The organism is Anaerosporomusa subterranea, from assembly GCF_001611555.1.
Lineage (GTDB): Bacteria > Bacillota > Negativicutes > Sporomusales > Acetonemataceae > Anaerosporomusa > Anaerosporomusa subterranea.
In genome coordinates this window covers 102,668-124,059 of sequence record NZ_LSGP01000001.1, presented here as the reverse complement: position 1 = coordinate 124,059, position 21,392 = coordinate 102,668, and the positions used below count along the sequence as shown (strand labels likewise).

General features: G+C 47.2%; 18 protein-coding genes and 1 riboswitch. Of the genes, 3 read left to right on the top strand and 15 right to left on the bottom strand.

Annotated features, from left to right (window positions below; translation table 11 throughout):
- Nucleotides 1-49: 49 nt before the first annotated feature.
- Nucleotides 50-1,408 (bottom strand): phosphomannomutase/phosphoglucomutase, encoded by a 1,359-nt coding sequence (locus tag AXX12_RS00480; protein WP_066236685.1) that lies wholly within the window; start codon nucleotides 1,406-1,408, stop codon nucleotides 50-52.
- Nucleotides 1,409-1,806: 398 nt separating this feature from the next.
- On the opposite strand from AXX12_RS00480, the gene AXX12_RS00475 reads away from it, so the two are divergent.
- Nucleotides 1,807-2,133, top strand: a complete 327-nt coding sequence (locus tag AXX12_RS00475) for a cupin domain-containing protein (RefSeq protein ID WP_066236683.1) — start codon at nucleotides 1,807-1,809, stop codon at nucleotides 2,131-2,133.
- Between the two features lie 183 nt (nucleotides 2,134-2,316).
- Here AXX12_RS00475 and AXX12_RS00470 read toward each other — a convergent pair whose 3' ends face one another.
- The 10 genes from AXX12_RS00470 to AXX12_RS00425 form a co-directional block, all read right to left on the bottom strand.
- Nucleotides 2,317-3,435: an iron-containing alcohol dehydrogenase family protein gene (locus AXX12_RS00470; protein WP_066236681.1), complete on the bottom strand. Its 1,119-nt coding sequence runs from the start codon at nucleotides 3,433-3,435 to the stop codon at nucleotides 2,317-2,319.
- 37 nt (nucleotides 3,436-3,472) lie between these two features.
- The gene (locus AXX12_RS00465) at nucleotides 3,473-4,381 is read right to left on the bottom strand and encodes a nitroreductase family protein (RefSeq protein WP_197470600.1); all 909 of its coding nucleotides are present in this window, start codon (nucleotides 4,379-4,381) and stop codon (nucleotides 3,473-3,475) included.
- Nucleotides 4,382-4,653: 272 nt separating this feature from the next.
- Entirely contained in the window at nucleotides 4,654-5,802 is a 1,149-nt protein-coding gene (locus AXX12_RS00460) for an amidohydrolase (protein WP_066236679.1), read from the bottom strand.
- Between the two features lie 27 nt (nucleotides 5,803-5,829).
- The gene (locus AXX12_RS00455) at nucleotides 5,830-6,801 is read right to left on the bottom strand and encodes an ABC transporter ATP-binding protein (RefSeq protein WP_066236677.1); all 972 of its coding nucleotides are present in this window, start codon (nucleotides 6,799-6,801) and stop codon (nucleotides 5,830-5,832) included.
- Entirely contained in the window at nucleotides 6,794-7,792 is a 999-nt protein-coding gene (locus AXX12_RS00450) for an ABC transporter ATP-binding protein (RefSeq protein WP_066236676.1), read from the bottom strand. The genes AXX12_RS00455 and AXX12_RS00450 overlap by 8 nt, the downstream gene beginning before the upstream one ends.
- Before the next feature lie 22 nt (nucleotides 7,793-7,814).
- Nucleotides 7,815-8,702: an ABC transporter permease gene (locus tag AXX12_RS00445; RefSeq protein WP_066236675.1), complete on the bottom strand. Its 888-nt coding sequence runs from the start codon at nucleotides 8,700-8,702 to the stop codon at nucleotides 7,815-7,817.
- 24 nt (nucleotides 8,703-8,726) lie between these two features.
- A complete protein-coding gene (gene nikB / locus AXX12_RS00440; protein ID WP_066236673.1) occupies nucleotides 8,727-9,656 on the bottom strand; it encodes a nickel ABC transporter permease in 930 nt (309 codons plus the stop codon).
- Between the two features lie 147 nt (nucleotides 9,657-9,803).
- The gene (locus tag AXX12_RS00435; protein WP_066236671.1) at nucleotides 9,804-11,363 is read right to left on the bottom strand and encodes an ABC transporter substrate-binding protein; all 1,560 of its coding nucleotides are present in this window, start codon (nucleotides 11,361-11,363) and stop codon (nucleotides 9,804-9,806) included.
- Nucleotides 11,364-11,529: 166 nt separating this feature from the next.
- Nucleotides 11,530-12,798: a peptidase T gene (pepT, locus tag AXX12_RS00430; RefSeq protein WP_066236669.1), complete on the bottom strand. Its 1,269-nt coding sequence runs from the start codon at nucleotides 12,796-12,798 to the stop codon at nucleotides 11,530-11,532.
- Between the two features lie 163 nt (nucleotides 12,799-12,961).
- Nucleotides 12,962-13,561 (bottom strand): nitroreductase family protein, encoded by a 600-nt coding sequence (locus AXX12_RS00425; protein ID WP_066236667.1) that lies wholly within the window; start codon nucleotides 13,559-13,561, stop codon nucleotides 12,962-12,964.
- Between the two features lie 458 nt (nucleotides 13,562-14,019).
- Here AXX12_RS00425 and AXX12_RS00420 point away from each other — a divergent pair, with 458 nt between their 5' ends.
- Together AXX12_RS00420 and AXX12_RS00415 are read left to right on the top strand one after the other, a co-directional pair.
- A complete protein-coding gene (locus tag AXX12_RS00420; RefSeq protein ID WP_066236665.1) occupies nucleotides 14,020-15,432 on the top strand; it encodes an FAD-binding oxidoreductase in 1,413 nt (470 codons plus the stop codon).
- A complete protein-coding gene (locus AXX12_RS00415) occupies nucleotides 15,425-16,522 on the top strand; it encodes a (Fe-S)-binding protein (RefSeq protein WP_066236663.1) in 1,098 nt (365 codons plus the stop codon). Before AXX12_RS00420 ends, AXX12_RS00415 begins: the two co-directional genes overlap by 8 nt.
- Before the next feature lie 251 nt (nucleotides 16,523-16,773).
- Here the strand turns inward: AXX12_RS00415 and AXX12_RS00410 are convergent, their stop codons facing one another.
- From AXX12_RS00410 to thiC, 4 genes are all read right to left on the bottom strand, one after another.
- Nucleotides 16,774-17,535, bottom strand: coding sequence for an amino acid ABC transporter ATP-binding protein (locus AXX12_RS00410; RefSeq protein WP_066236661.1), 762 nt, complete (start codon nucleotides 17,533-17,535; stop codon nucleotides 16,774-16,776).
- A 4-nt stretch (nucleotides 17,536-17,539) separates the two neighbouring features.
- On the bottom strand, nucleotides 17,540-18,334 hold the full coding sequence (locus tag AXX12_RS00405) for an amino acid ABC transporter permease (protein ID WP_066236658.1): 795 nt from the start codon (nucleotides 18,332-18,334) through the stop codon (nucleotides 17,540-17,542).
- 53 nt (nucleotides 18,335-18,387) lie between these two features.
- Nucleotides 18,388-19,233: a transporter substrate-binding domain-containing protein gene (locus AXX12_RS00400; protein ID WP_066236656.1), complete on the bottom strand. Its 846-nt coding sequence runs from the start codon at nucleotides 19,231-19,233 to the stop codon at nucleotides 18,388-18,390.
- Nucleotides 19,234-19,499: 266 nt separating this feature from the next.
- Nucleotides 19,500-20,801 (bottom strand): phosphomethylpyrimidine synthase ThiC, encoded by a 1,302-nt coding sequence (gene thiC / locus AXX12_RS00395; RefSeq protein WP_066236654.1) that lies wholly within the window; start codon nucleotides 20,799-20,801, stop codon nucleotides 19,500-19,502.
- 239 nt (nucleotides 20,802-21,040) lie between these two features.
- Nucleotides 21,041-21,177: riboswitch (TPP riboswitch) on the bottom strand.
- Nucleotides 21,178-21,392 lie beyond the last annotated feature (215 nt).

Below are 21,392 nucleotides of genomic sequence, written 5' to 3'. Positions count from 1 at the left end.
GTGGCGCTAGTGTTCCGTTCCTTGCGTTTGGCGATTCAGAACCGTATCCTTATCGCACCTTGCACAATTCAGCCGGCAGGGCAGTGGCAATATCTTGCTGCAGTTCCTGCGGCAAGGCGCTTAACAGCACCTTAGCGATCTCTCTTAAACGGTTTGCCGTCTTGGCTTCAAATCGCAAGGTAAATAGCGGTTCGGTGACAGATGAGCGAATCATCGCCCAACCATCAGCAAAGTCTATGCGGACTCCGTCAATTCGATTTGGTTGATACTGCGCCAGCTTCTGCGCCGCCTGTTCCAAGATAATTTCTTTGTCATTACCAAGGTAAGGTACCCTGACATCTGGCGTCAGCAGGTAATTGGGAATACTGTCAATCTGCGCCGCCAGCGAACCCTGCTGTTCAACCAAGGCTGCCACTTTCAGGCCGGCAAACATCGCGTCATCATAGCCTAATTCAGAGAGGAAAAAATGGCCGCTGATTTCACCGGCTAGCAGGGCCTGTTCACGTTGAAAAGCCGCCTTGCTAAACGTATGGCCAGCCCGGGCCATAACCGGACGTCCACCAGCCTTGGTAATCTCCTCAGGTACAACCATTGAACATTTAGCATCATAAACAATAGTACCCTTTGTTTGCGCCAGATAGCATCTAGCTAACAACACCAGAATATCGTCATTATCCACTGCGCGCCCGGTTTCATCAACAAAGCCCACTCGGTCACCGTCGCCGTCAAACGCAACCCCCAAAGCCGCTCCACTTTGCCGCACTAGTTCAGCAAGAGCGGCTAAATTGGGAGCTAATGCTGGATTTGGTGGTCGGTTGGGAAAGCTACCGTCTGCGTCACCATACAATTCGACCACATCATAGCCCAGCCTGCGAAATAGTCGAGCAGCAAATGGAGCAGTAGCGCCATTACCTGCGTCAACAACAACCTTTAATCGGCCAGGCAGCGCTTTGGCTGCAGTAAAAGAAAAATACTCTTCCCTAACGCTAATGGCTTGAACACTGCCATTACCGCTGACACGATCGCCTGCAGCCACCAAGCTGCCAATTTCCGTAATATCTTCTTCTGATGCAGGATTTGGCCCAAACACCAGCTTAAAACCATTATAACGCGCCGGATTGTGAGAGGCGGTAATCATCACCCCGCCGTCAGCATGACACTGTTTAAGCGCAAAATAAAAAACCGGCGTTGCGACAGTACCAATATCCATCACCTGACAACCCGACTCAACCAAGGCGTCAATAAAAATTTTCTGCAGTCGTGGTGTGGACAAGCGAATATCGCCGCCGACGACTACAATCTTTCCAGCCAGTTTAGTTCCCACTGCCAGTGCAATCTTTCGGGTCATGACATCAGTCAATTCACTGCCGGCCACGCCGCGAATATCACACGCTTTGAATATGCTCACAATGAAGTCCTTTCTATCATCAATCTTGTCGTTAATTGCTGATTTCTGTTATATCAGATACATTGTAGCATGGTGCTATAATCAGTGCAATAAGTGAGCCGCTGCCTCAACGGGAGTATATATACCAGTATTCCGCATATTGGATATGAATAGACATCAAACCGCAAAGCTTGCTCTTTAGTCCTACAGATGACAAAATATAGATAGAGTGATACTAAAGGAGCGTGTTTCAAAAAACACGCAACCATAAAATTAGGGAGGCTGTTAGAAAATGTCCAGATGCTAGGCGGCAGGGTCGGCGGGCCCGGAGGCGTACAGTACGGGTACGTTGAGGAGACCGACAGCTTTGCTGAAGTGCAGGTGGGCGTTTTGTAGCGGCCTCTAAAGGAGTGTATACCATGAATAATATTTTCGCCAAATTGCCCTCTCAGGCGCAATCGAGTGAACTCATCAATAACCTGCTTCAAACCCGTCATTTCAGCCTCAAGCGAATTATTTCCACCGGCCAGGCGACACCAGACGGTGAGTGGTATAATCAGGAAGAAGACGAGTGGTGTATTTTACTGACCGGAAGTGCCGCCTTGCGGTTTGAAGGGCAGTCCGAGCTGATTGAATTAAAACCAGGGGACCACATACATATCCCCGCCCATAAACGCCATCAGGTGGCTTGGACCAAGTTGGGAGAACCAAGCGTCTGGCTGGCGCTTCATTACCATGCTGACTAGTACCGTGTCAACTCTAAAACTGTAAGTAGAATGGCGAGGAGATTTTTTGCAAGACAAGGCGGAGGAATGAGACATACCGGCAGTATGCTGATTGACGACAACGCTGCATTGCGGAAAATCTACCGCCAGAATACCAGGATTAGGGTTGATACGGTACTAGCCAAACGAGCGTTCCGCTCTCCTTTATTGCTTGTGAGACGTTACTGGTAACGAAGCCATCAGAATCTGTTTTAATTCCTCCAGATTCGGTTGCCGGGCGGTAAAGGCCGTGTTAGGCGCCTTGCTGGCTAGAACCGCAAATCTTTCAAAATCCTCAGCAGTAAACACTTCATCACCAGCAAGCAGTTTGTTGAGCAGTTCGCCAAATTCGTCGATACTGCCAAGACCTAAAGCCTCTAAAACAGAGTTAACCTTTTCTGGAATGACTGGCGCATTGAATCGCAGATATTCTGCTAGCAGCAGCCCATTGGCCCGACCATGCGGGATGCCGCTGAAGTAGGTTAACGAGTAACCCAGCGCGTGTACTACCGTGGTCGCCGTCTGAGCTAGCACAATTCCAGCAACTAAGGACATCTGGAGCAGCGCTTCTCTATCGGGCAGTGTAAAAATTCCGTTCAGCAGAGCTTGCTTGACCGCGCCAAAACTCCGGATTGCCTCCAGCGCCATGCAGTCAGTAACTGGAGTTGAACGCAGGGACAGATAACCCTCAATCGCATGCGACAATGCGTCAACAGCCGAATTTACTGTTACAGACCGGGAAAGAGTTTGCGTATACCTCGCATCCAAAAACGCCACCTTGGGGAAAATGCTCGGATCTGAGAAACTGCGTTTTGTTTGCCGTTCAACATCAGTCAGAATCGAATATGGCGTAACCTCACTGCCAGTTCCCGCCGTCAGCGGCACAGCCAAGATCGGCAGCGGCTGAACCGCAAAGCCTCCGTCAAATAAGTTTCTAGCCGGCATGTCATTAACCGCTAGCACCGCAATCGCTTTGGCCGCATCAAGCGGGGAACCGCCCCCAATGGCGATGATCATATCAGGCTTAAACCGCCGTGCAACCAATCCGGCCGCTTCAACAGCTTCAATCGTCGGATTCTCCTCAATCTGTTCAAACAATTCATAGTCGATCTTTGCCTGTTCTAGGGTGCGAGTGAGATCAGCTAAAGCACCACTGAGACGGGCGGAATTCCGTCCAGTCACCACTAGCGCCTTTTTCCCCCACTGCAGAAATTCCTCTTTATTATCTTGGATGCAGTTGCTGCCAAAGTATAGCTTAGTCGGCATAAAAAAACGAAATTGCATGTATCTGTCCTCCTATATATCATCAAATTAGTCGTTGCTAAACAAATTTTACATCCGCGAAGCTACGTAGTAGCGCGCGGCGGTAGTTCACAGCCGGATACCCGAAAATGACTGTCAGGCCGACTTTATTCGCCGCAGGTATCCCGTATTTTTCTTTAAGTTGTCGGCTGTTTTTCAACAAGGGAGCAACACTGCCAATCATACAGCTGCCTAATCCCAGCGATTCTGCCGCTAGCACAGCATAGGTCGCAGCAATATCCGCATCGACTGGTTCGCCAAACGATGATGCATGAAATACCATCACCAGCGGAGCTTGGTAAAACAACCAATCTTCTCCTTGTTGATCTTTCTGGTCAAGTGTAGTAAATAACGCCGGAACGAAGGAAATAAATGAGCGATACACAGCCTTGCCCATAAAGATCCGCATCAGACCTCGCATAGGAGTTGAAAATAACCATTTGCTGCTGCGTACTTGAGCAATCAGATCGCCGGTAAACTGTTTAACTCTATCACGGCCTGCAAATACGCTAACGCTGACTTCTGACGGCGGGACACCTATAGGAGCGGTGACGGCAGCGGCAAGAATCTGTTCGATCACTTCGCTGCTAACTTCCTGATCGGTGAAATGACGGATACTGCGCCGTTTTTGCATCAGATGAAACAACTGATTATACTCAGCCGGATTGGCGTCCGGTAGTTGCACAACATCTTCCGACGACATACCGCGTCCTGTCACTGAGATACAATCCTGCGGGCAGACCGCCATACAGTGGCCGCAGCCGAAACAGCCAAAACCACGCGTTTGATCCACAGCCACCTGATCGTTTTCCCAATACAATGGCGCGCCCTTGCAAACAGACACGCACTGTTGACAACCGATACAGCGCGTATAGTCAATGCTAACCTCAGCTACTCCGTCAGCCCGACTGGATGTAATCGCCAACATCATCCACTCCAACGCTCAGAAATCGTTGCTACATTAATTCTATTGTCAAGTGACGTGTTCCTGCCAAGACCGGACAGAATTGCCTGCGCGATCAGGCTAGCAAGAGGCGGCCGCGACTGCGCAAGCAGTTGCGGCCGCCTCTTCTTAACCTACGATTCCCATTGCCACGCGCCGCTAAGCGTTTTTTTCGCAAACAGCTTATCAACAGCGGCAAAGTAGTCTTCTTTGGAAGAAAACTCAGGCTGATACTCAGCTACGGCTTTTCCCCCGCTTTAATTATTTGCTTGTTCGGCAACCCCGTCGACAATAACAAGTTCAGGGCGACTTGCTAGGTGGAAGGGATGCCCACTCCAGACGACAAGATCGGCGTCAAGCCCAGGAGCAATGCTGCCAAGCTGATTGCCCAGGCCAAGAATTTTGGCAGCTTCTGATGTAATCATTTTTAAACCCTGTTCTTCCGGGAGGCCATAACGAGTGGCAAGTCCCGCGTAAACAGGCAGGAAGCAACTAGGAATGACTGGATGATCGCTCATCATGGCGAAGCGGACCCCTTGCTGGTGGAGAATGGCAGGGGCAGCCATGCTCTTATCTTTTAGTTCTAACTTTGAACGGGTGGTTAGAGTGGGACCTAGAATGGCGGGAACATCTTCTCGCGCCAATACGTCAGCGACTAAGTAACTCTCTGTTGCATGCTCAATAATAATATCGACGCCAAACTCTTTGGCAATACGGATAGCGGTAACGATATCGTCAGCGCGATGGGCATGGGCCCGCAGCGGCATTTCTTTGCGCAGCACCCGGACAACAGCTTCTAGCCCAAGATTGAACTGAAAATCCTTCTTTCCCTGCTTTTTCATATATTGTTCAGCTTTGTAAAATGTCTCCCGAATAATGTTCGCAGTTGCCATCCGCGTAATTGGCGCCTTTTTTTGTTCAGCGCCAAAGCACCGCCTGGGGTTTTCACCGAAAGCGATTTTCAGACCGGCATGTTTGCGAATAATCATGTCATCAGCAGTTGTTTTTTTCTTGGTCTTGGCGATAACGCACTGACCGCCAATTGGATTGGCGCTTCCAGGCGCAATCATGACAGTCGTAATCCCGCCGTGATAGGCTTCGGCTAGACCGATGTCAGCTGGATTGATCGCATCAAGAGTGTGCATGCCTGGTGTGACTGGTTCACTTTTCTCATTAGCGTCCTCGCCAGCCCAAGCCATAGCCTCGCCGTAGACTCCCAAGTGGGTATGAGCGTCGATGATACCAGGTGTCACAATCTTTCCTGTGACATCAATAGTATGAAACCCATCAGGCACCTCAATGTTGCGTCCAACAGCCAGAATCTTGCCATCCTTAATGAGTACTTTCGCGTTGTCGATAGGTTCGCCACGCATCGTAAGAACTTTTCCGCCGATTAATGCAAACATTGAAAATCATCTCCTACCTAATTACGGTTATTGGCTACGCCGTACCAGATTATTGCTGAAATGACACGCTGCAAATCGGCCATCGCCTACAGGCAGCAATTCAGGCGTTTTCTGTGAGCAAATCTCCTGCCGGTAGAAACAGCGTCCATAGAAACGGCAGCCTTCCGGCGGATTAACCGGGCTAGGAATGTCCCCTTCCAGGATAATCCGCTCGCGCTTGACGTCAAGCTTAGCCAGCGGGATTGCCGATAATAGCGCCTGTGAGTAGGGATGAATCGGATTAATAAAGATAGACTTATAATCCGAAATCTCCACAATTTTACCTAAATACATAACAGCGATTCGGTCGCTGACGTGCTTAACAACGCTAAGGTTGTGAGAAATGAATAGATACGTCAGACCAAACTCTCGCTGCAGGTTTTTCAACAAATTAAGAATCTGCGCCTGAATACAGACGTCAAGAGCCGAAACTGGCTCATCAAGAACAATAAACTCCGGTTTTAGCGCTAGAGCTCTGGCGACACCAATCCGTTGACGGCGACCGCCGTCTAATTCGTGCGGATATGCAGTAATCAGCCGCTGAGCCAAGCCCACTGTGTCCATTAATTCTTTAATTCGCGCTTCGGTTTCCCTTTTCGTCTTAAATACGTTATTGACATAAAGCGGTTCGGCAATGAGTTCAAACACTGTCAGTCGCGGGTTCAACGAAGAATACGGGTCCTGAAAAACGATCTGCATCTTCCGCCGTGCTTGTTTCATCTCCTGGGAGGAATACTTGCAGACATCTTTGCCATTATACAGAATCTGACCGCTGTTGGCCTCTAGGAGACGAATTAAAACCCGTCCGGTTGTCGACTTTCCACAGCCGGATTCGCCAACAAGGCCTAGTGTCTCACCTTTATCGATATGAAAAGAGACATGATCAACGGCATGAAGTTGTCCTTTTTTCGTTGAAAAGTATTTAGTTAGATCCTTGGCTTCTAGCAGTCTTTCAGCCATGCGTTTTCCCCTCGCAATCCTTGTTTGTCCCAAACAGAATACAGGAAACGAAGTGTCCTGGTTCTGCTTCGATGCTCGCCGGACGCATCTTCGCGCACACCGGTTCAGCCTTCGGACACCGCGGATGGAACGGACAACCTGGGGGAAGGTCTGTGGGGTCTGGCATAAGACCTTTGATGACCTGCAGTTCTTCTTCGTCACTATCGATATCAGGCACAGAGTTAAACAGTCCGACTGTGTAGGGATGCAGCGGCTTTAAAAACAGGGAGCGCTTATCGGCGTATTCCACAACATTGCCTGCGTACATGATCGCGACTTTATCACAAATTTCTGCGACGATGCCGAGGTCATGAGTAATCATAATCATCGAGGTTTTGTATGTATCCTTCAAATCTTTCATCAAAGCCAGTACCTGCGCCTGAATGGTCACATCAAGCGCCGTCGTCGGTTCATCGGCAATCAGCAAACCTGGATTGCAGGCTAGTGCGATGGCGATGACCACTCGCTGCTTCATACCACCGCTAAACTGATGGGGAAAGTCAGGTGAACGCGTTGCCTGGATGCCGACCGTCTCCAGCATCTCTTCCGCTTTTTTCGCCGCTTCCGCTTTCGTTATATTGTTGTGGAGGCGGATCATCTCCGCGATTTGCTCGCCAACCGGCAATACAGGATTTAAGGAAGTCATTGGGTCCTGAAAGATCATCGCGATTTTGTTGCCGCGAATATCTCGCATTTCCTTTTCGCCTTTTTCCAGTAAATCCTCCCCGTTTAAAAGAATTTTCCCTTTGATAATCTTTCCAGGCGGATTGGGTATAAGCTGCATGATACCAAGAGCGGTCGTTGTCTTTCCAGCGCCTGTCTCGCCAACAAATCCCAAAGTTTCCCCATGACCAAGGCTGAGGTTCAAATCTTCCACAGCGCGAACAGTGCCTTCGTGCGTCACATAGTGAATAGTTAGATCTTTAATTTCTAAGAGCGGCGTCTCATTCAATGTTTTCACCTCTCCTGTTCTATCAGTTTTTCAGCCGGGGATCGAGTGCGTCCCGCAAGCCGTCGCCGAGAAGATTCAAGCCAAAGATAGTAATCATAATCGCTAAACCAGGAAACATTGTCATAAACCAATAGTTGCGGATATAACCTCTGCCGCCAGACAGCATAGCGCCCCACTCTGGCGTTGGCGGCTGTATGCCAAGACCGATGAAACTAAGGCCGGCAGCGGTTAAAATAGCAGTGGCAATACCCAGCGTAGACTGAACAATTAATGGAGCCAAAACATTGGGAATAATATGCTTGAAGATGATGCGAAAGTCGCTAGACCCGACTGCCCTCGCCGCCTCAACGAATTCCTGCCCCCGAATCGACAAAACAGAGGCCTGTACGATACGGGCGTACTGCGGGATGGAAGAGATGCCGACCGCAATCATCAAATTAACAAGACCAGGGCCAAGCGCTGCGACAATCGAGATGGCTAATAATATGCCAGGAATAGAGAGCAATATGTCCATAGCACGCATAATCAAGTGATCAACTTTGCCACCATAATAACCTGCCAACGCGCCAAGGATTCCTCCTGACACCAGCGAAATACCCACAGCAATGAAGCCAACCTGCAGCGAAATACGTGAGCCGTAGACAACTCGACTGAAAATGTCGCGACCAAATTCGTCGGTGCCAAAGGGATGCTTCAAGCTGGGAGAGAGAAAATTCTCTTTTAGATTCTGCTGATCATATGAATACGGAGCAATGATGTCGGCGAAAAGTGCAGTCAAGATCAAGGCAACTATGATAACAAGACCAGCGACCGCTAGTTTGCTTCGCTTTATACGACGCCATAGCTCATACAATGCGCTCTTCTTCTTTTTCGGCACAGCAATTACTTCAATGATTTCGAGTTGTTCCATTCGTTACACTCCTTCTTGCGCCGTCTATTTATATTGAGACCGGATCCGCGGATCAACATATGCATAAAGCAGATCAACCAGCAGATTAATCAGACTAAACGAGAGAGCAATGAACAACACGCCGCCTTGAACAACCGGGAAATCGCGCATTTTTATCGAATCAACCATAAGTCGTCCTACACCTGGAATGGAGAAGATTGACTCAGTCAAAACTGCGCCACCTAATAAGTGACCAAACTGCAGACCGACAACCGCGATAATCGGAATCAGCGCATTTCCGAGAGCATGCTTTAGGACAACCACCGACTCGTTTTGCCCCTTAGCCCGCGCGGTGCGGATATAATCCTGTCTGATAACTTCCAGCATGCTTGAGCGTGTCATCCGGGTAACAATAGCTGCCGTCATGGCGCCAAGCGCTAATGCTGGCATGATCATGTGTTTGACGCTAGTAAAGCCAGAAGCTGGCAGCCAGCCCAGTTTAACGGTGAACAAAATAATAAGTAATAGACCAAGCCAAAAAACTGGCATGGAGACACCGAGTAGCGCAATCAACATCGACACTGTATCAAAAATGGAATATTGCTTAATGGCGGAAATAATACCAACCGGAATGCCGATGAGGATAGCGACCAGCATCGCCGCAATCGCCAATTGAAACGTGGCTGGAAACACGCCCATAATTTCTTGCATGACAGGTCGATTGGTTACATAGGATCTTCCTATGTCTTGGTGTAGTAGGGCTTTCTTGACATATGTCGCGTATTGAACGAGATAAGGCTGATCAAGCCCCATTTCCTGCCGCAGCGCCTGTATGGTATCGGCAGACGCCTGCTCACCCAGGATTAGCTTAGCCGGGTCGCCGGGGGTAATGTACATTAAGGTGAAGACAATAAAGGTCACGCCGAACAGCACCGGGATCAAGAACAGCACCCTGCGGAGTACATATTTGATCATAGAAAAGGCCTCCTTTTCGGTACTGGCTGTCGATATACCCCCATTGCATTTTCGGCCCTGCGGTCCTCTTTGAAAGGTCCGCAGGGCCGCCTAGCATTAGGGATAAAACAGCCGTGTAAGAGATTATGCTTCTTTTTTTGTTACAGCTTATTGCCCTTCGAACTTAATGTTATAAAGCGCGTGGTAACCAAGAGGACTAGGTTGGAAGCCGCCTATGTTCTTGCGAACGGCGACAACTTGCTCTTGATTGTTCAGGAATACCCAGGGAGCATCCGCCTTAATAGTATCTTGCAAGTCAAAATAGATTTTTTTGCGAGCATCTGAATCTTCCATCTGACGGCCTTTCATCAGTAGTTCATCCACTTTGTTGTTCGTGTAGAAAGCACGGTTGCCACCTGCACCATGTTTGGAGGAATGGAATTGTGCAAACAAGGAGATATCGGGGTCATTACCTGAAGCAGTCCAGCCGATGATGAACATATCTTGCTCACCTCTGGCAGTACCTTCTAGATACGCGCCCCACTCAACAACTTTAATCTCAGCGGTAATGCCGACTTGTTTTAGTTGGTTTTGCATAATGGTCGCCATGTCGATACGCTCTCTGCGATCATTTGTCCAAATCGATGTTTTAAATCCATCTGGCAGGCCTGCTTCTTTCAGTAATTGCTTTGCTTTTTCTACATTGTACTCGTGTGGCTTCAATGCGGAATTATGGTACTTGATATTGGGCGGTACGGGGCCAGCCGCTGCCTTGCCAATGCCTCTCCAAACGGAGTCGACAACAGTTGGAGTATCAATGGCATAGCTAATTGCTTGGCGGACCCGAACATCATCAAACGGTTTCTTCTGCGTGTTCATACCCATGAAGGAAGTGCCATTATCCAGAACCCGCAAGACTTTAACGTCTTTGTTTTCCTGAAGGCGTTTCAGGTCATTTGTTGAGACTTCATAGCAGACATCGATGCCACCGCTTTCAAGCTCGATGGCCCGGTTAGTGACTTCTGGAATTGGGCGAATGACTAGGTTCTTGTAGGCGGCTTTTTGGCCAGAGAATTCATCATAACGGGTGAGTTCAATGCGGTCACCTTTGGTCCATTTTACAAATTTGAACGGACCGGTACCGACTGGGCTTTGGCCATAGTCTTTACCAGCAGCCTTAACCGCTTTTTCATTGACAATGCTGCCGCCTGTATGAGTTAGTGAAGTAGCAACAAACGGCGGGAATACATATTTGAGTTTCATCTGGATGGTATAGTCATCAACAACTTTGAGGCTAGTGACATCGAGTGCTTCAAATAGGTGACCTACAGCAGCACCAAGCGGAGACGCTGCTCTTTCCAGCGTAAACTTAACGTCACTGGCTTTTAATTCCTCGCCGTTGTGGAATTTCACGCCTTTTCTGATCTTAAATTCATAGGTGACATCGTCAATCTTTTTATATGATTCTGCCAACTGTGGAACAATTTCTCCCTTTTCGTTTACTTGTACTAGATTTTGATAAATCTGCAACATAACGTTAGACGAGGCGACATCATTCGTGCCGATTGGATCAAGTGTCTTAGCATCATAACCTGTTCCTACAATTACGGTGTCTTTTGCCTTAGCGGCAGGCTTTTCTCCTCCGCCGCAGCCAGCGAAAAGCGAAACGGAAACAACAAGACTGAGAATGACTGCTAGAACGGCCACACCTTTATGTTTATTGAACATTTTGACACACCTTTCAATTCAGAATATTTATATTACAACAATAGGATATTCCATCCAAGGCTGTCAAGCCCTGCATTCCCTGGTATTCTTAATACTTTGCCGAAAAACAGGCTATAAGAGTGTAGGTGCAAGTTTTTTCGTTCAATACATTCAAGAGAAGCAATTCTTATAAAACATTTTTCATGACCAGTTTTGCAATCTCCAGCACCATTAAACACGACTTCTCAAACGAACCGGTGGGTAAAAATTCACAGTTAGAATGGAAGTTGTGAGCGCCTGTAAAAAAATTTGGCGTGGGTATTCCTCTTGCTGATAAGGCTGAGCCATCAGTGCCGCCGCGCATCGGAATTGTTTTGGGCGTAACTTGCAGGTTTTCCATCGCCTTATAGATGTATTCAATGCAAGGTTTACTGTCTTCTGTCAGCGAATCGGCAATATTGCCATATCTATCGATGATCTCGTAAGAAATCTGTGCTTTAGGATAGCGGGCGCCCATAAGCTTCATCAGATCAGCGATGTACGCTTTCCTAGCTTCATACATCTTTTTGTCAAAATCCCGGATATTGATGCCCACTTCAGCCGAGCTTTGAGAGCCTGTTATTCTCTGCACCCAGAAATATCCTTCTTTACCATCCGTGTGTTCAGGGGTATCTTTGCGATCAAAATGATTAATGATGTCATTGGCAATCAGGATCGGATTGACCAGGACACCCTTCGCCGACATGGGGTGAGCGGTGACACCTTTGATTTGTATAGCCACACTGCCTGCGTTAAAGGTTTCGTATACGACTTCACCAATCTCGCATGAATCGATCGTGTAAGCGAAGGCGACAGGGAAGTCAGCGAGGTTCATCGCCTTAGCGCCGAACAGTCCAACTTCTTCGTCGGGAACAAAGGCTACATAGATATCCCCATGATAGAGGGTAGCGTTAGTTGTAAACGTTTCAAGCGCCACCATGATAGAGGCAATCGCGGCTTTATTGTCCGCGCCTAGGACGCTCGTGCCATCTGTGACAATAATGTCTTGCCCTATGTATTTTAATAGTTCAGGATGTTCAGACACCCGCATCCAAATGTCTTGCTCCTTATTAAGCAAGATATCTTCCCCGTCGTAGCTTTTTACCACCCGGGGCTTAACGACTGGACTTATGCTGATATCTACAGTATCAAGATGGGCCAGAAAACCAATCGGTGGCACATGTCCAGAAAAATTGGTCGGCAAATTAGCAGTCAGTTTACCTGTAACAATTGCTTGTTCTGTTAGTTTGACATCAACCAGGCCCAATTGGAGCAGTTCCTCTTTAAGAATTTTTGCTAGCTCCATTTGTCCGGGTGTGCTAGGAATCGTGGCCACTCCCGCCTTGCTTTGGCTTTCTACTGCCGTATATCGGAAAAACCTGTCAATCAACTTTGTCTTCATGTCCGAATACAACATTCTTTTCATCCCCTCTTCTAATCAGTATTCATCCTTTGTCTACTCTATACTGTAATTTCGGGCCAATAAAAAAAAATCCTGCCAAATTTTTCTACAGAAAAACCAGGCAAGACTATAATCGACAATTAAAAGACACCGCCTTAAAAGGGGTGTCTCTTGTTGCTCACTTATACACTTTGATCCGTTCTTCTAACGGTTGAAACTCCTTAGCTCCAGGCTCGGCAGTTGGTTTGCCAAACGGCATTTGCGCGATCAGTTTCCAGTTTGTCGGCACATTCCACTTGGCTCTTACTGCCTCATCGACAAGGGGAGCGTAGTGCTGCAGCGAGGCTCCAAACCCTTCCATTTCCAGCGCCGTCCAGATCACGAACTGATGCATACCTGAAGAATGATGCGACCAGAGCGGAAAATTATCTTTATAGAGCGGGAACTGATTTTGCAGTCCTTCAACAACAGACATATCCTCGAAGAACAAGATTGTACCATAGCCACTGGCAAAGGAGTTAATTTTCTCGTCAGTTGGCGCGAAATTCTCCGCTGGGACGACCTTTCTCAGTTCATTTTTCGTAAGTTCCCAAAAAGCATCATGCTGAGCGCCTAATAGAACAAGCACTCTAGCGCTTTGGGAATTAAACGGAGAGGGAGTATGTTTGACCGCATCTCGAACAATTTCTTGAATGCGTTCATCTGATACCACAAAGTCTTTACTGATTCCATAGTAGCTTCTTCTGTCTTTTACAGCTGTCATAAATTGCTTTTCCATACTTAAATCCTCCTTGAATATTGTCACATTCCCTGCCCTTAGCCTATCACTACAGGGCTATTATTATCCGAAAAACTATCAATATCAATAATAGTTATCTCTTACTACTATTTATATTTTATCCTCATCTCCATAATTTGTCAAGTATCTTAAAAGATTTTTTCCAAGAACTTCATTCTGTTTTGGCAATAGCTTAACGCGAAGTGGCGACACGGCCTTGCACGCAGACCATATGCCGCCGCTAATGATTAGCAGCCACCAGTACCTACCTTCCAAAGAGTTAGGTTTACAATAAAAAACGCTTCGCTGTCCGGCCAGGAAAGTCCTGTAGTCACAGCTATATTACGACAAATATCGACTGCAAACGAGTTTATCTTACAGATTGGCCTATTCCTTATTCCTACTTTTTATATTATCATAAGTAAGTAATGCAAATTTCAGAATATGGAGGCCAGTCAATGATAGCAAAAGAAGTTATCCAAAAAATCCGTGATGTCGTTGGACAAGCACATGCGTTAGATTCAGACCTGGATCGCTTTGGTTATTCATACGACGCATCGTTTGTACCCCTGTTTCCACCAAGTCTGCCTGACCTGGTCGTAAGGCCACGTACAACGGAAGAAGTAGCCGCCGTTATGAAAATTGCCAATGAACATGGTATTCCGGTCACAGCCCGAGGAGCTGGTAGCGGCCGCACCGGCGGCTCGATTCCCCTACAAGATGGCATTTCCCTATGCTTGGATCGAATGAAGACCATCATTGAGCTCGATGAGAAAAACATGATGATTACGGTTGAGGCAGGCGTCCGCACCGGTGACATCTATAACGTTTGCGCACAAAAAGGCCTGTTTTACCCACCAGATCCGGCTAGCTTCAAATACTCGACGATTGGCGGCAATATTGCCGAAAACGCTGGCGGCATGCGCGCTGTTAAATATGGCGTCACCCACAACTTTGTCATGGGCTTGGAAGTTGTACTTGCCGACGGTACAGTAATCAACACCGGCGGTAAATCTATAAAGAATGTAACCGGTTATAACCTGACTCAACTGATGGTTGGCTCTGAAGGCACGTTGGGAATTGTGACCAAAGCGATTCTGCGTCTGATCCCCATGCCTAAGTATCGCAATACACTGCTATTAATGTTCTCTACCCTTGACGGCGCTTGTGGCACAATTCACCAGATGCTGCAATCCGGCATTGTCCCCGCATCAGCCGAATTAATGGACAGAACCTGCCTTAATGCGATTGCCAAGAACCGTAAATTCGAATTCCCGGACACAGCCCAAGCCTGCATTATCACCGAGGTAGACGGTGCAGAAGAATATGAAATCAAAAAACAAGGCGAACAAATCGAGACCATCGCCCAGGCTAACGGAGTGGTCGAATTACGTGTTGCCAAAACTGCTCAGGAAGCGGACGACCTCTGGGCTATCCGCCGCGCACTGAGTCCTGCCGTCGGCGCACTGGCACCTGACCGGGTCAGTGAGGATATTTCTGTTCCACGTAATGAATTTCCCGAGATCGTTCGCCGCATCCGCAAAATTGTTGATAAATATAATCTTGACTTTGCCGTATATGGACATGCCGGCGACGGAAACCTTCACCCTTCGATTCTCTGCGATATGTCAGATCCGGAGCAAGCGCCGCGAGTACACAAAGCGGTTGAAGAGATGTTTGCCGCCACGCTCGAACTCGGTGGGACTTTATCCGGCGAACATGGTATCGGCATAACCAAACAGCATTATCTTAAAGATGCCTTGGGCGAAGCTGGCGTTGTTGTGCTAAAATCCATTAAAAAAGCTCTTGATCCAAAAGGCATATTAAATCCAGGCAAAATGTGGTTAGAGGAGGAAACCGTTCATGACTGATACCACTAAACAGCGCTTACAAGACATCCATGAAATTGCCAGTAAATGTGATCGTTGCGGTTCCTGTTTGCTCGTTTGTCCTGTATATAGTGTAAATAGTAAAGAAGCTTGCGGCGCCCGCGGCATGGTGAATGCTGCCCGAGCCCTGACTAAAGGCGGCATCGCTCCCGAGTCTGAGATTTTGGAATCAGTCGATTACTGCCTGCTGTGCGGCGCCTGTATTGATGTCTGCGCCAGCAAAGTTAAAGTACCTGAGGTTATGCTCAAGGTCAGACAACATCTTGCCCATCTATCGGAAAAACCATTTGGCTTTACTGAGCCTGAAGCTAAACAGTTCGAACAGGCTTTTGCGAACTTATGCGAACGCAACGCCGCCCTGGAACAACCTTCTGTGGCTAGCGACCGCAAAGTCGCCTATTTCTTTGGTTGCCAGGCTCGGTTGGGATCAATCGACACGACTGTCGCTACGCTTAAAACGCTTCATTCTGTTGCTGATGTAGAATTAGTAAACAATGAATGCTGCGGCTTACCGGCTCTCACTCGCGGCCATGTCGACGAATTCGTCGAAGCCCTCAAACAAAATATCCAGCTCTATGAGTCTGCTGAGACGATCGTTTCTGACTGTGCCTGTTGCAGCGACACATTGAAAAAAGCGGCTTCCTACTTGTCTGATGACCCCGAATGGAACGAACGGGCTCAAGCCTTCAGCAAGAAGGTTGTTTCACTATCCGAGTATTTGGCGAAAACGGGCTATGTGCCGCAAGCGCAAACTGAAAAAATCACCTACCATGACCCTTGTCACTTAGGCAGACTGCAAGGGGTAAAAAAGGCGCCGCGCGACCTACTAAAAGCCACCGGTAATTATGTTGAACTGCCAAGTGCTGATGCTTGCTGCGGCGGCCCTTGCTTCTTCCCGACCGACTATCCGGAAGCGTCTGAAGCGCTATTGGAGAAAAAGCGGGCCAATATTGAAAAGAGCGGTGCTGCTGTAGTCGCAACCGAATGCTACAACTGCCTGGCACAACTCAAAAAAGCCGCCGAAAAAAGCGGCGGCAAGTTTAAGGCTGTGCATATTAGCGAAGTCATTTAGATAGTTTTAAGAAAAACGAGAAACGACGCAGAGTACGCAGAGTACACTGAGGGCACACAGAGGGTACGAGTAATCTCGGAAATAAGAAGACTGCTTCGCTACATTCGTAATGACAAATCATGTCACTGCGAGGAACGAAGCAGTCTTCTCTTTCCTATAATAACCGTAGCCCTCCGCGACCCTCTGCGGTCTCAGCGTACTCTGCGGTTAACGTTCTCCGTATTCTCTGCGGTAAGACGCAACTTGTTTCGTTAGTTACTAACACGCGACAGGAATGCTTTCGTCCGCGGATCGTTAGGATGATTGAAGATGACATCAGGCGTACTATCTTCTACAATAACACCATCTTCAACATAAATGATTCTCGAGGCAACTTCGCGGGCAAAGGCAATTTCATGAGTGACGATCAGCATGGTTAAGCCTTCTTTAGCCAGCTCACGCATAACGGCTAATACTTCACCAACCATTTGCGTATCTAGCGCTGACGTCGGTTCATCCATGAGCAGGACTTGTGGCTGGATAGCAAGGGCGCGGGCAATGGCGACTCTTTGCTTTTGACCGCCTGACAACTGATGCGGCTTAGCATTGATATATGCTGCCATACCGACCTTTTCCAAAAATTTAATAGCAGTTTGTTTAGCCGTTTGCTTATCCTGCTTTAATACCTTAACTAAGCCTACCATGCAGTTTTCAAGTACAGTCAAATTATTAAACAGATTAAACTGTTGAAACACCATGCCCACTTTTGTTCGATATAACGTCAGTCTGTCATATTCTTCCACGATATTTCGCTCATCGTGAATAATCTCGCCTGAAGTTGGTGTTTCAAGCAAGTTAATACACCGGAGCAGGGTGGATTTTCCAGACCCGGACGCCCCAATAATACAAATAACATCACCATGAGAAACATCAAAGCTGATACTTTTGAGAATCTCACGATTACCAAAGCATTTAACCAAATTTCTTATTTTTAGTATTGGCTGTTGTTTTACTGCATTATTTATTTTTTCCATCAGATTACTTATCGCCTTTCTTGGGAGTAAACGGTCCGCATGGATCGGCTAACGGATCATAAGGAACTAAAGAGTAGTTGTCAGGGCCGTCCATTCTCTTTTCTATCCATAACAAAAAGCGGGATACAGCAAAGGTCATAACAAAGTAAATTACACACGTAATAAAGAAAACTTCAAAATAGCGATAATAGGCACCTGCGGCTGATTTCGACAAGAAGTATAGCTCGGTTACGGAGATTACATTTAAGACTGATGTATCCTTAATATTGATAATCAAATTATTACCGATTTGCGGCATGATATTCCGTAATGCTTGCGGCAGAATGATAGTGGACATCAACTGAAAATGATTCATACCGATAGCTTTAGCAGCCTCTGTCTGGCCGATATCAATAGAAATGATGCCACCACGTACGGTTTCAGCCATATAGGCGCCGGTATTGACAGACACAACCAAAAATCCTGCAAACAATGGCGACATGTCAATATTGTAAAGTTGCATAGAACCATAGTACACAACCATCGCTTGCACAATCATCGGCGTACCGCGGAATATCTCCACATATGCCGCTAAAATCGTTCTTACACACTGGTAAAAGCCCCGTTTGAGCATACCGTCTTTAGGATTAATCGGGATAGTCTGAACAATACCGACTAATAAGCCGATCAGGCAGCCAATAAAAGTACCTGCTACGGCCAAGAACAACGTGACAACAGCGCCTTTTACAAATAAGAAACCATATTGTTGGAGAAGAAAATACACCCACTCAAAGAACGTTGCCGGCATAGAACTTGTCATATCTTTTCCACCTTGTTATAAATAAGGATGGCTGGCGCCATCCCTAATACTGATTATTTTTTTGCTAATGGCTGGCTTTTAATCGCTTCTTCCATCAGTTTATTGCGATCCGCTTCTGTCAGTCCGGCAAGAGCTTTATTAATTTTCGTTAGCAGATCATTGCTTTTCCCTTTAGCAACCGCAATACCCATTTCCACTTCTTCTTTTGATGCCTTAAAGCCTTGTCCATCTTTGAAATCCAGCATCACTAACCCGGGGTTCGCATATACTGCAGCCATGGCTGTTGGCTTATCGGTAGCCACTACTTCTACCTTACCGGAAGTTAGCGCAACAATCATACCAGGAACATTGTCAATAGCTGGTTGAATTTTCGCATCAGGAATTTGTTTGAGCAAGTCATACCAAACTGTATTGAGTTGTGATGTGGCAACAGAGCCTTTTAGGCCATTCAGATCTTTAGCCGCGGCAAAAGGACTGTCTTTTTTCGTCAGCGCAACGATATCGGCATTGTAATAAACAGAAGAGAAATCAACTGTTTCTTTACGCTTACTGGTGATACTCATGCCAGCGATAGCGGCGTCGATCTTGCCGGCATTTACGGCTGGCGCCAAGCCATCCCATTCAATCTTGTGGATTTCCAGTTCATAGCCCATCGATTCGGCAATCTTTTTAGCAATCATTACATCATAGCCCAAGGCGTATTCTTGACTGCCTTTAATTTTCACTGCTCCATTATCAGCAGTAGTCTGGGTCCAGTTAAAAGGCGCATAACCACATTCCATACCAACTCGAAACACCTTTTTATCTGCTTCTTTTTTGTCACCAGAGCACCCAGTTAGTATAACGCCAAAAATAGCTACACAAAGCAACGCAATAAGCATAGTTTTGTAATTCTTCATCATCTCTCAACCTTTCGTCTGCTTTTTTGCTAAAATTCAACACAAATGTGTAATACACTTAATTGTAGCAACGCCTATGAATAAATGTCAAGCTGTATACATTATATCTACACCGATTAGGCTGTCTGTTCATTTCGTAATCGCAAAGAATACTTTTCTCTTCATTAGGGAAATTTTCATCACGCCTTGCATAGACCAACAACAACCCTAAAGAAGACCTCAGCCCTGCTCAATTCGGGGTTGAGGCCTTCATCTTTTTTGCAATTTTATAGAATACTTAAATCCTCACCATTTAGAATCTTCTTCATGTTTTTCATTGGACACATCTTGCCGCACATTGTGCAGGTATCCTCACACTCAGGAGCCGATTCCGCGCGGTATCTTCTTGCCTTTTCCGGATCTATAGCAAGTTCAAGCATTCTCGGGAAGTTTACATCAGCTCGGGCTGCGCTCATTTGGTTATCCCAATCACGTGCGCCCGGGATGCCTTTGGCGATGTCAGCGGCGTGCGCGGCTATGCGAGCAGCGATGATCCCTTCCTTCATATCATCAAGGTTCGGCAAGCGAAGATGTTCAGCCGGAGTAACGAAACAAAGGAAGTCAGCGCCATTTGCAGCGGCAACAGCGCCGCCGATAGCGCTGGTTATGTGGTCATAACCGGGGGCGATATCAGTGACGAGCGGCCCTAGTACATAGAAAGGCGCACCGTGGCACAGTTTTTTCTCAAGCAGCATATTGGCGGCGATCTCATTCAGCGCCATGTGTCCCGGCCCTTCAATCATGACCTGCACGTTTCTGGCCCAAGCTCGTTTTGTCAGTTCCCCCAAAGTGATCAGTTCTTCAATCTGCGCCGGGTCAGTAGAATCGTTTATCGAACCCGGGCGACAGGCGTCACCGAGACTAATAGTTACATCATACTTCTCGCAGATATCCAACAACCGGTCATAATACTCATAAAACGGATTTTCCCGGTCATTTAGCTCCATCCAGGCGAAAAGTAATGAACCGCCGCGCGATACAATGTTTGTCAAACGCTTGTTTTCTTTCACTCGTTTCGCGGTTGCCCGATTCATTCCACAATGAACAGTGATGAAGTCTACACCATCACTAGCATGACGTTCCACGACCGAGAAAAACTCATCGACGGAGATTTCTTTTAAGTCTTTATCCAGCATCCCTACTGCGTCATACATCGGCACAGTGCCAATCATGACAGGCGACATAGCAAGCAGCGCCGTGCGGAATTCCTGGGTCTTGCCGTAACAGCTCAAATCCATGATCGCTTCAGCTTTTAAGTCAATCGCCCATTTTGCCTTTTCCACTTCTAAATTAATGTCATTGCAGTCCTTAGAGACTCCCAGATTGACGTTGATTTTTGTCCGCAGACCTTGGCCGACTCCTTCTGGACTAAGACGGGTGTGGTTTTTGTTCGCCGGAATAACCACTTTGCCTTCAGCAATTAACTGACGGAGGTTTTCCACAGTCATTTTCTCTTTGCTGGCGACAATTTGCATTTGCTCAGTGATGATTCCTTTTCTGGCTGCGTCCATTTGTGTAGTATAGGTCATTATTTACACCATCCTTTATAATAATTAACTGTTGGCGCGGTCTTAGGAAGACGGAGCACGTTAACCACAGAGTACGCAGAGCACACAGAGGGCCCCGCAGAGGGCTACGGTTTCTTACTCATAGATCCAAAACCCTCAGTGCACTCGACGCACCCTCTGTGAACTCTAAGCAAACGTAACCGCTTTCTTCCGTCGCACTTTACTTTGCTGGCAGTAAAAAAGGCTTGCCAACGTACGGCAAGCCTTTCATTCTGCTTTCCTACGGTGGTACTAACCACATCAGGTTTAAGGGTTGGAGCAAGCTCCTCTCAGCATTAGTACCTATCCCACCTAAAACTTAAGCGCGATAAAATACTAGGCACCCCTAGCGATTGATTCAATTTGGTTTCATTGTACTGCATTTTCTTTAGCTTGTATAGTAAATCATCTTCGTTAGCCCATAACCTGTATCGCATTCTCCTTTACTGCGGACACAAGTACTACGATGTGTTTCTGTTTTTCGCGTCAGACAAATTGACGAAGCTAACCGGCCTATCAAAAGGCGGTTTCAGCCAGCCCGTTCCTTCGCGCAGCGCCTTTCGCGTTTTCGCG

Bases quoted from the DNA above. Each gene is read 5' to 3' on its own strand.
- AXX12_RS00475 (WP_066236683.1), top strand. From the start codon at position 1,807: ATGAATAATATTTTCGCCAAATTGCCCTCTCAGGCGCAATCGAGTGAA.
- AXX12_RS00470 (WP_066236681.1), bottom strand. From the start codon at position 3,435: ATGCAATTTCGTTTTTTTATGCCGACTAAGCTATACTTTGGCAGCAAC.
- AXX12_RS00465 (WP_197470600.1), bottom strand. From the start codon at position 4,381: ATGTTGGCGATTACATCCAGTCGGGCTGACGGAGTAGCTGAGGTTAGC.
- AXX12_RS00460 (WP_066236679.1), bottom strand. From the start codon at position 5,802: ATGTTTGCATTAATCGGCGGAAAAGTTCTTACGATGCGTGGCGAACCT.
- AXX12_RS00455 (WP_066236677.1), bottom strand. From the start codon at position 6,801: ATGGCTGAAAGACTGCTAGAAGCCAAGGATCTAACTAAATACTTTTCA.
- AXX12_RS00445 (WP_066236675.1), bottom strand. From the start codon at position 8,702: ATGGAACAACTCGAAATCATTGAAGTAATTGCTGTGCCGAAAAAGAAG.
- nikB (WP_066236673.1), bottom strand. From the start codon at position 9,656: ATGATCAAATATGTACTCCGCAGGGTGCTGTTCTTGATCCCGGTGCTG.
- AXX12_RS00435 (WP_066236671.1), bottom strand. From the start codon at position 11,363: ATGTTCAATAAACATAAAGGTGTGGCCGTTCTAGCAGTCATTCTCAGT.
- pepT (WP_066236669.1), bottom strand. From the start codon at position 12,798: ATGTTGTATTCGGACATGAAGACAAAGTTGATTGACAGGTTTTTCCGA.
- AXX12_RS00425 (WP_066236667.1), bottom strand. From the start codon at position 13,561: ATGGAAAAGCAATTTATGACAGCTGTAAAAGACAGAAGAAGCTACTAT.
- AXX12_RS00420 (WP_066236665.1), top strand. From the start codon at position 14,020: ATGATAGCAAAAGAAGTTATCCAAAAAATCCGTGATGTCGTTGGACAA.
- AXX12_RS00415 (WP_066236663.1), top strand. From the start codon at position 15,425: ATGACTGATACCACTAAACAGCGCTTACAAGACATCCATGAAATTGCC.
- AXX12_RS00410 (WP_066236661.1), bottom strand. From the start codon at position 17,535: ATGGAAAAAATAAATAATGCAGTAAAACAACAGCCAATACTAAAAATA.
- AXX12_RS00405 (WP_066236658.1), bottom strand. From the start codon at position 18,334: ATGACAAGTTCTATGCCGGCAACGTTCTTTGAGTGGGTGTATTTTCTT.
- AXX12_RS00400 (WP_066236656.1), bottom strand. From the start codon at position 19,233: ATGAAGAATTACAAAACTATGCTTATTGCGTTGCTTTGTGTAGCTATT.
- thiC (WP_066236654.1), bottom strand. From the start codon at position 20,801: ATGACCTATACTACACAAATGGACGCAGCCAGAAAAGGAATCATCACT.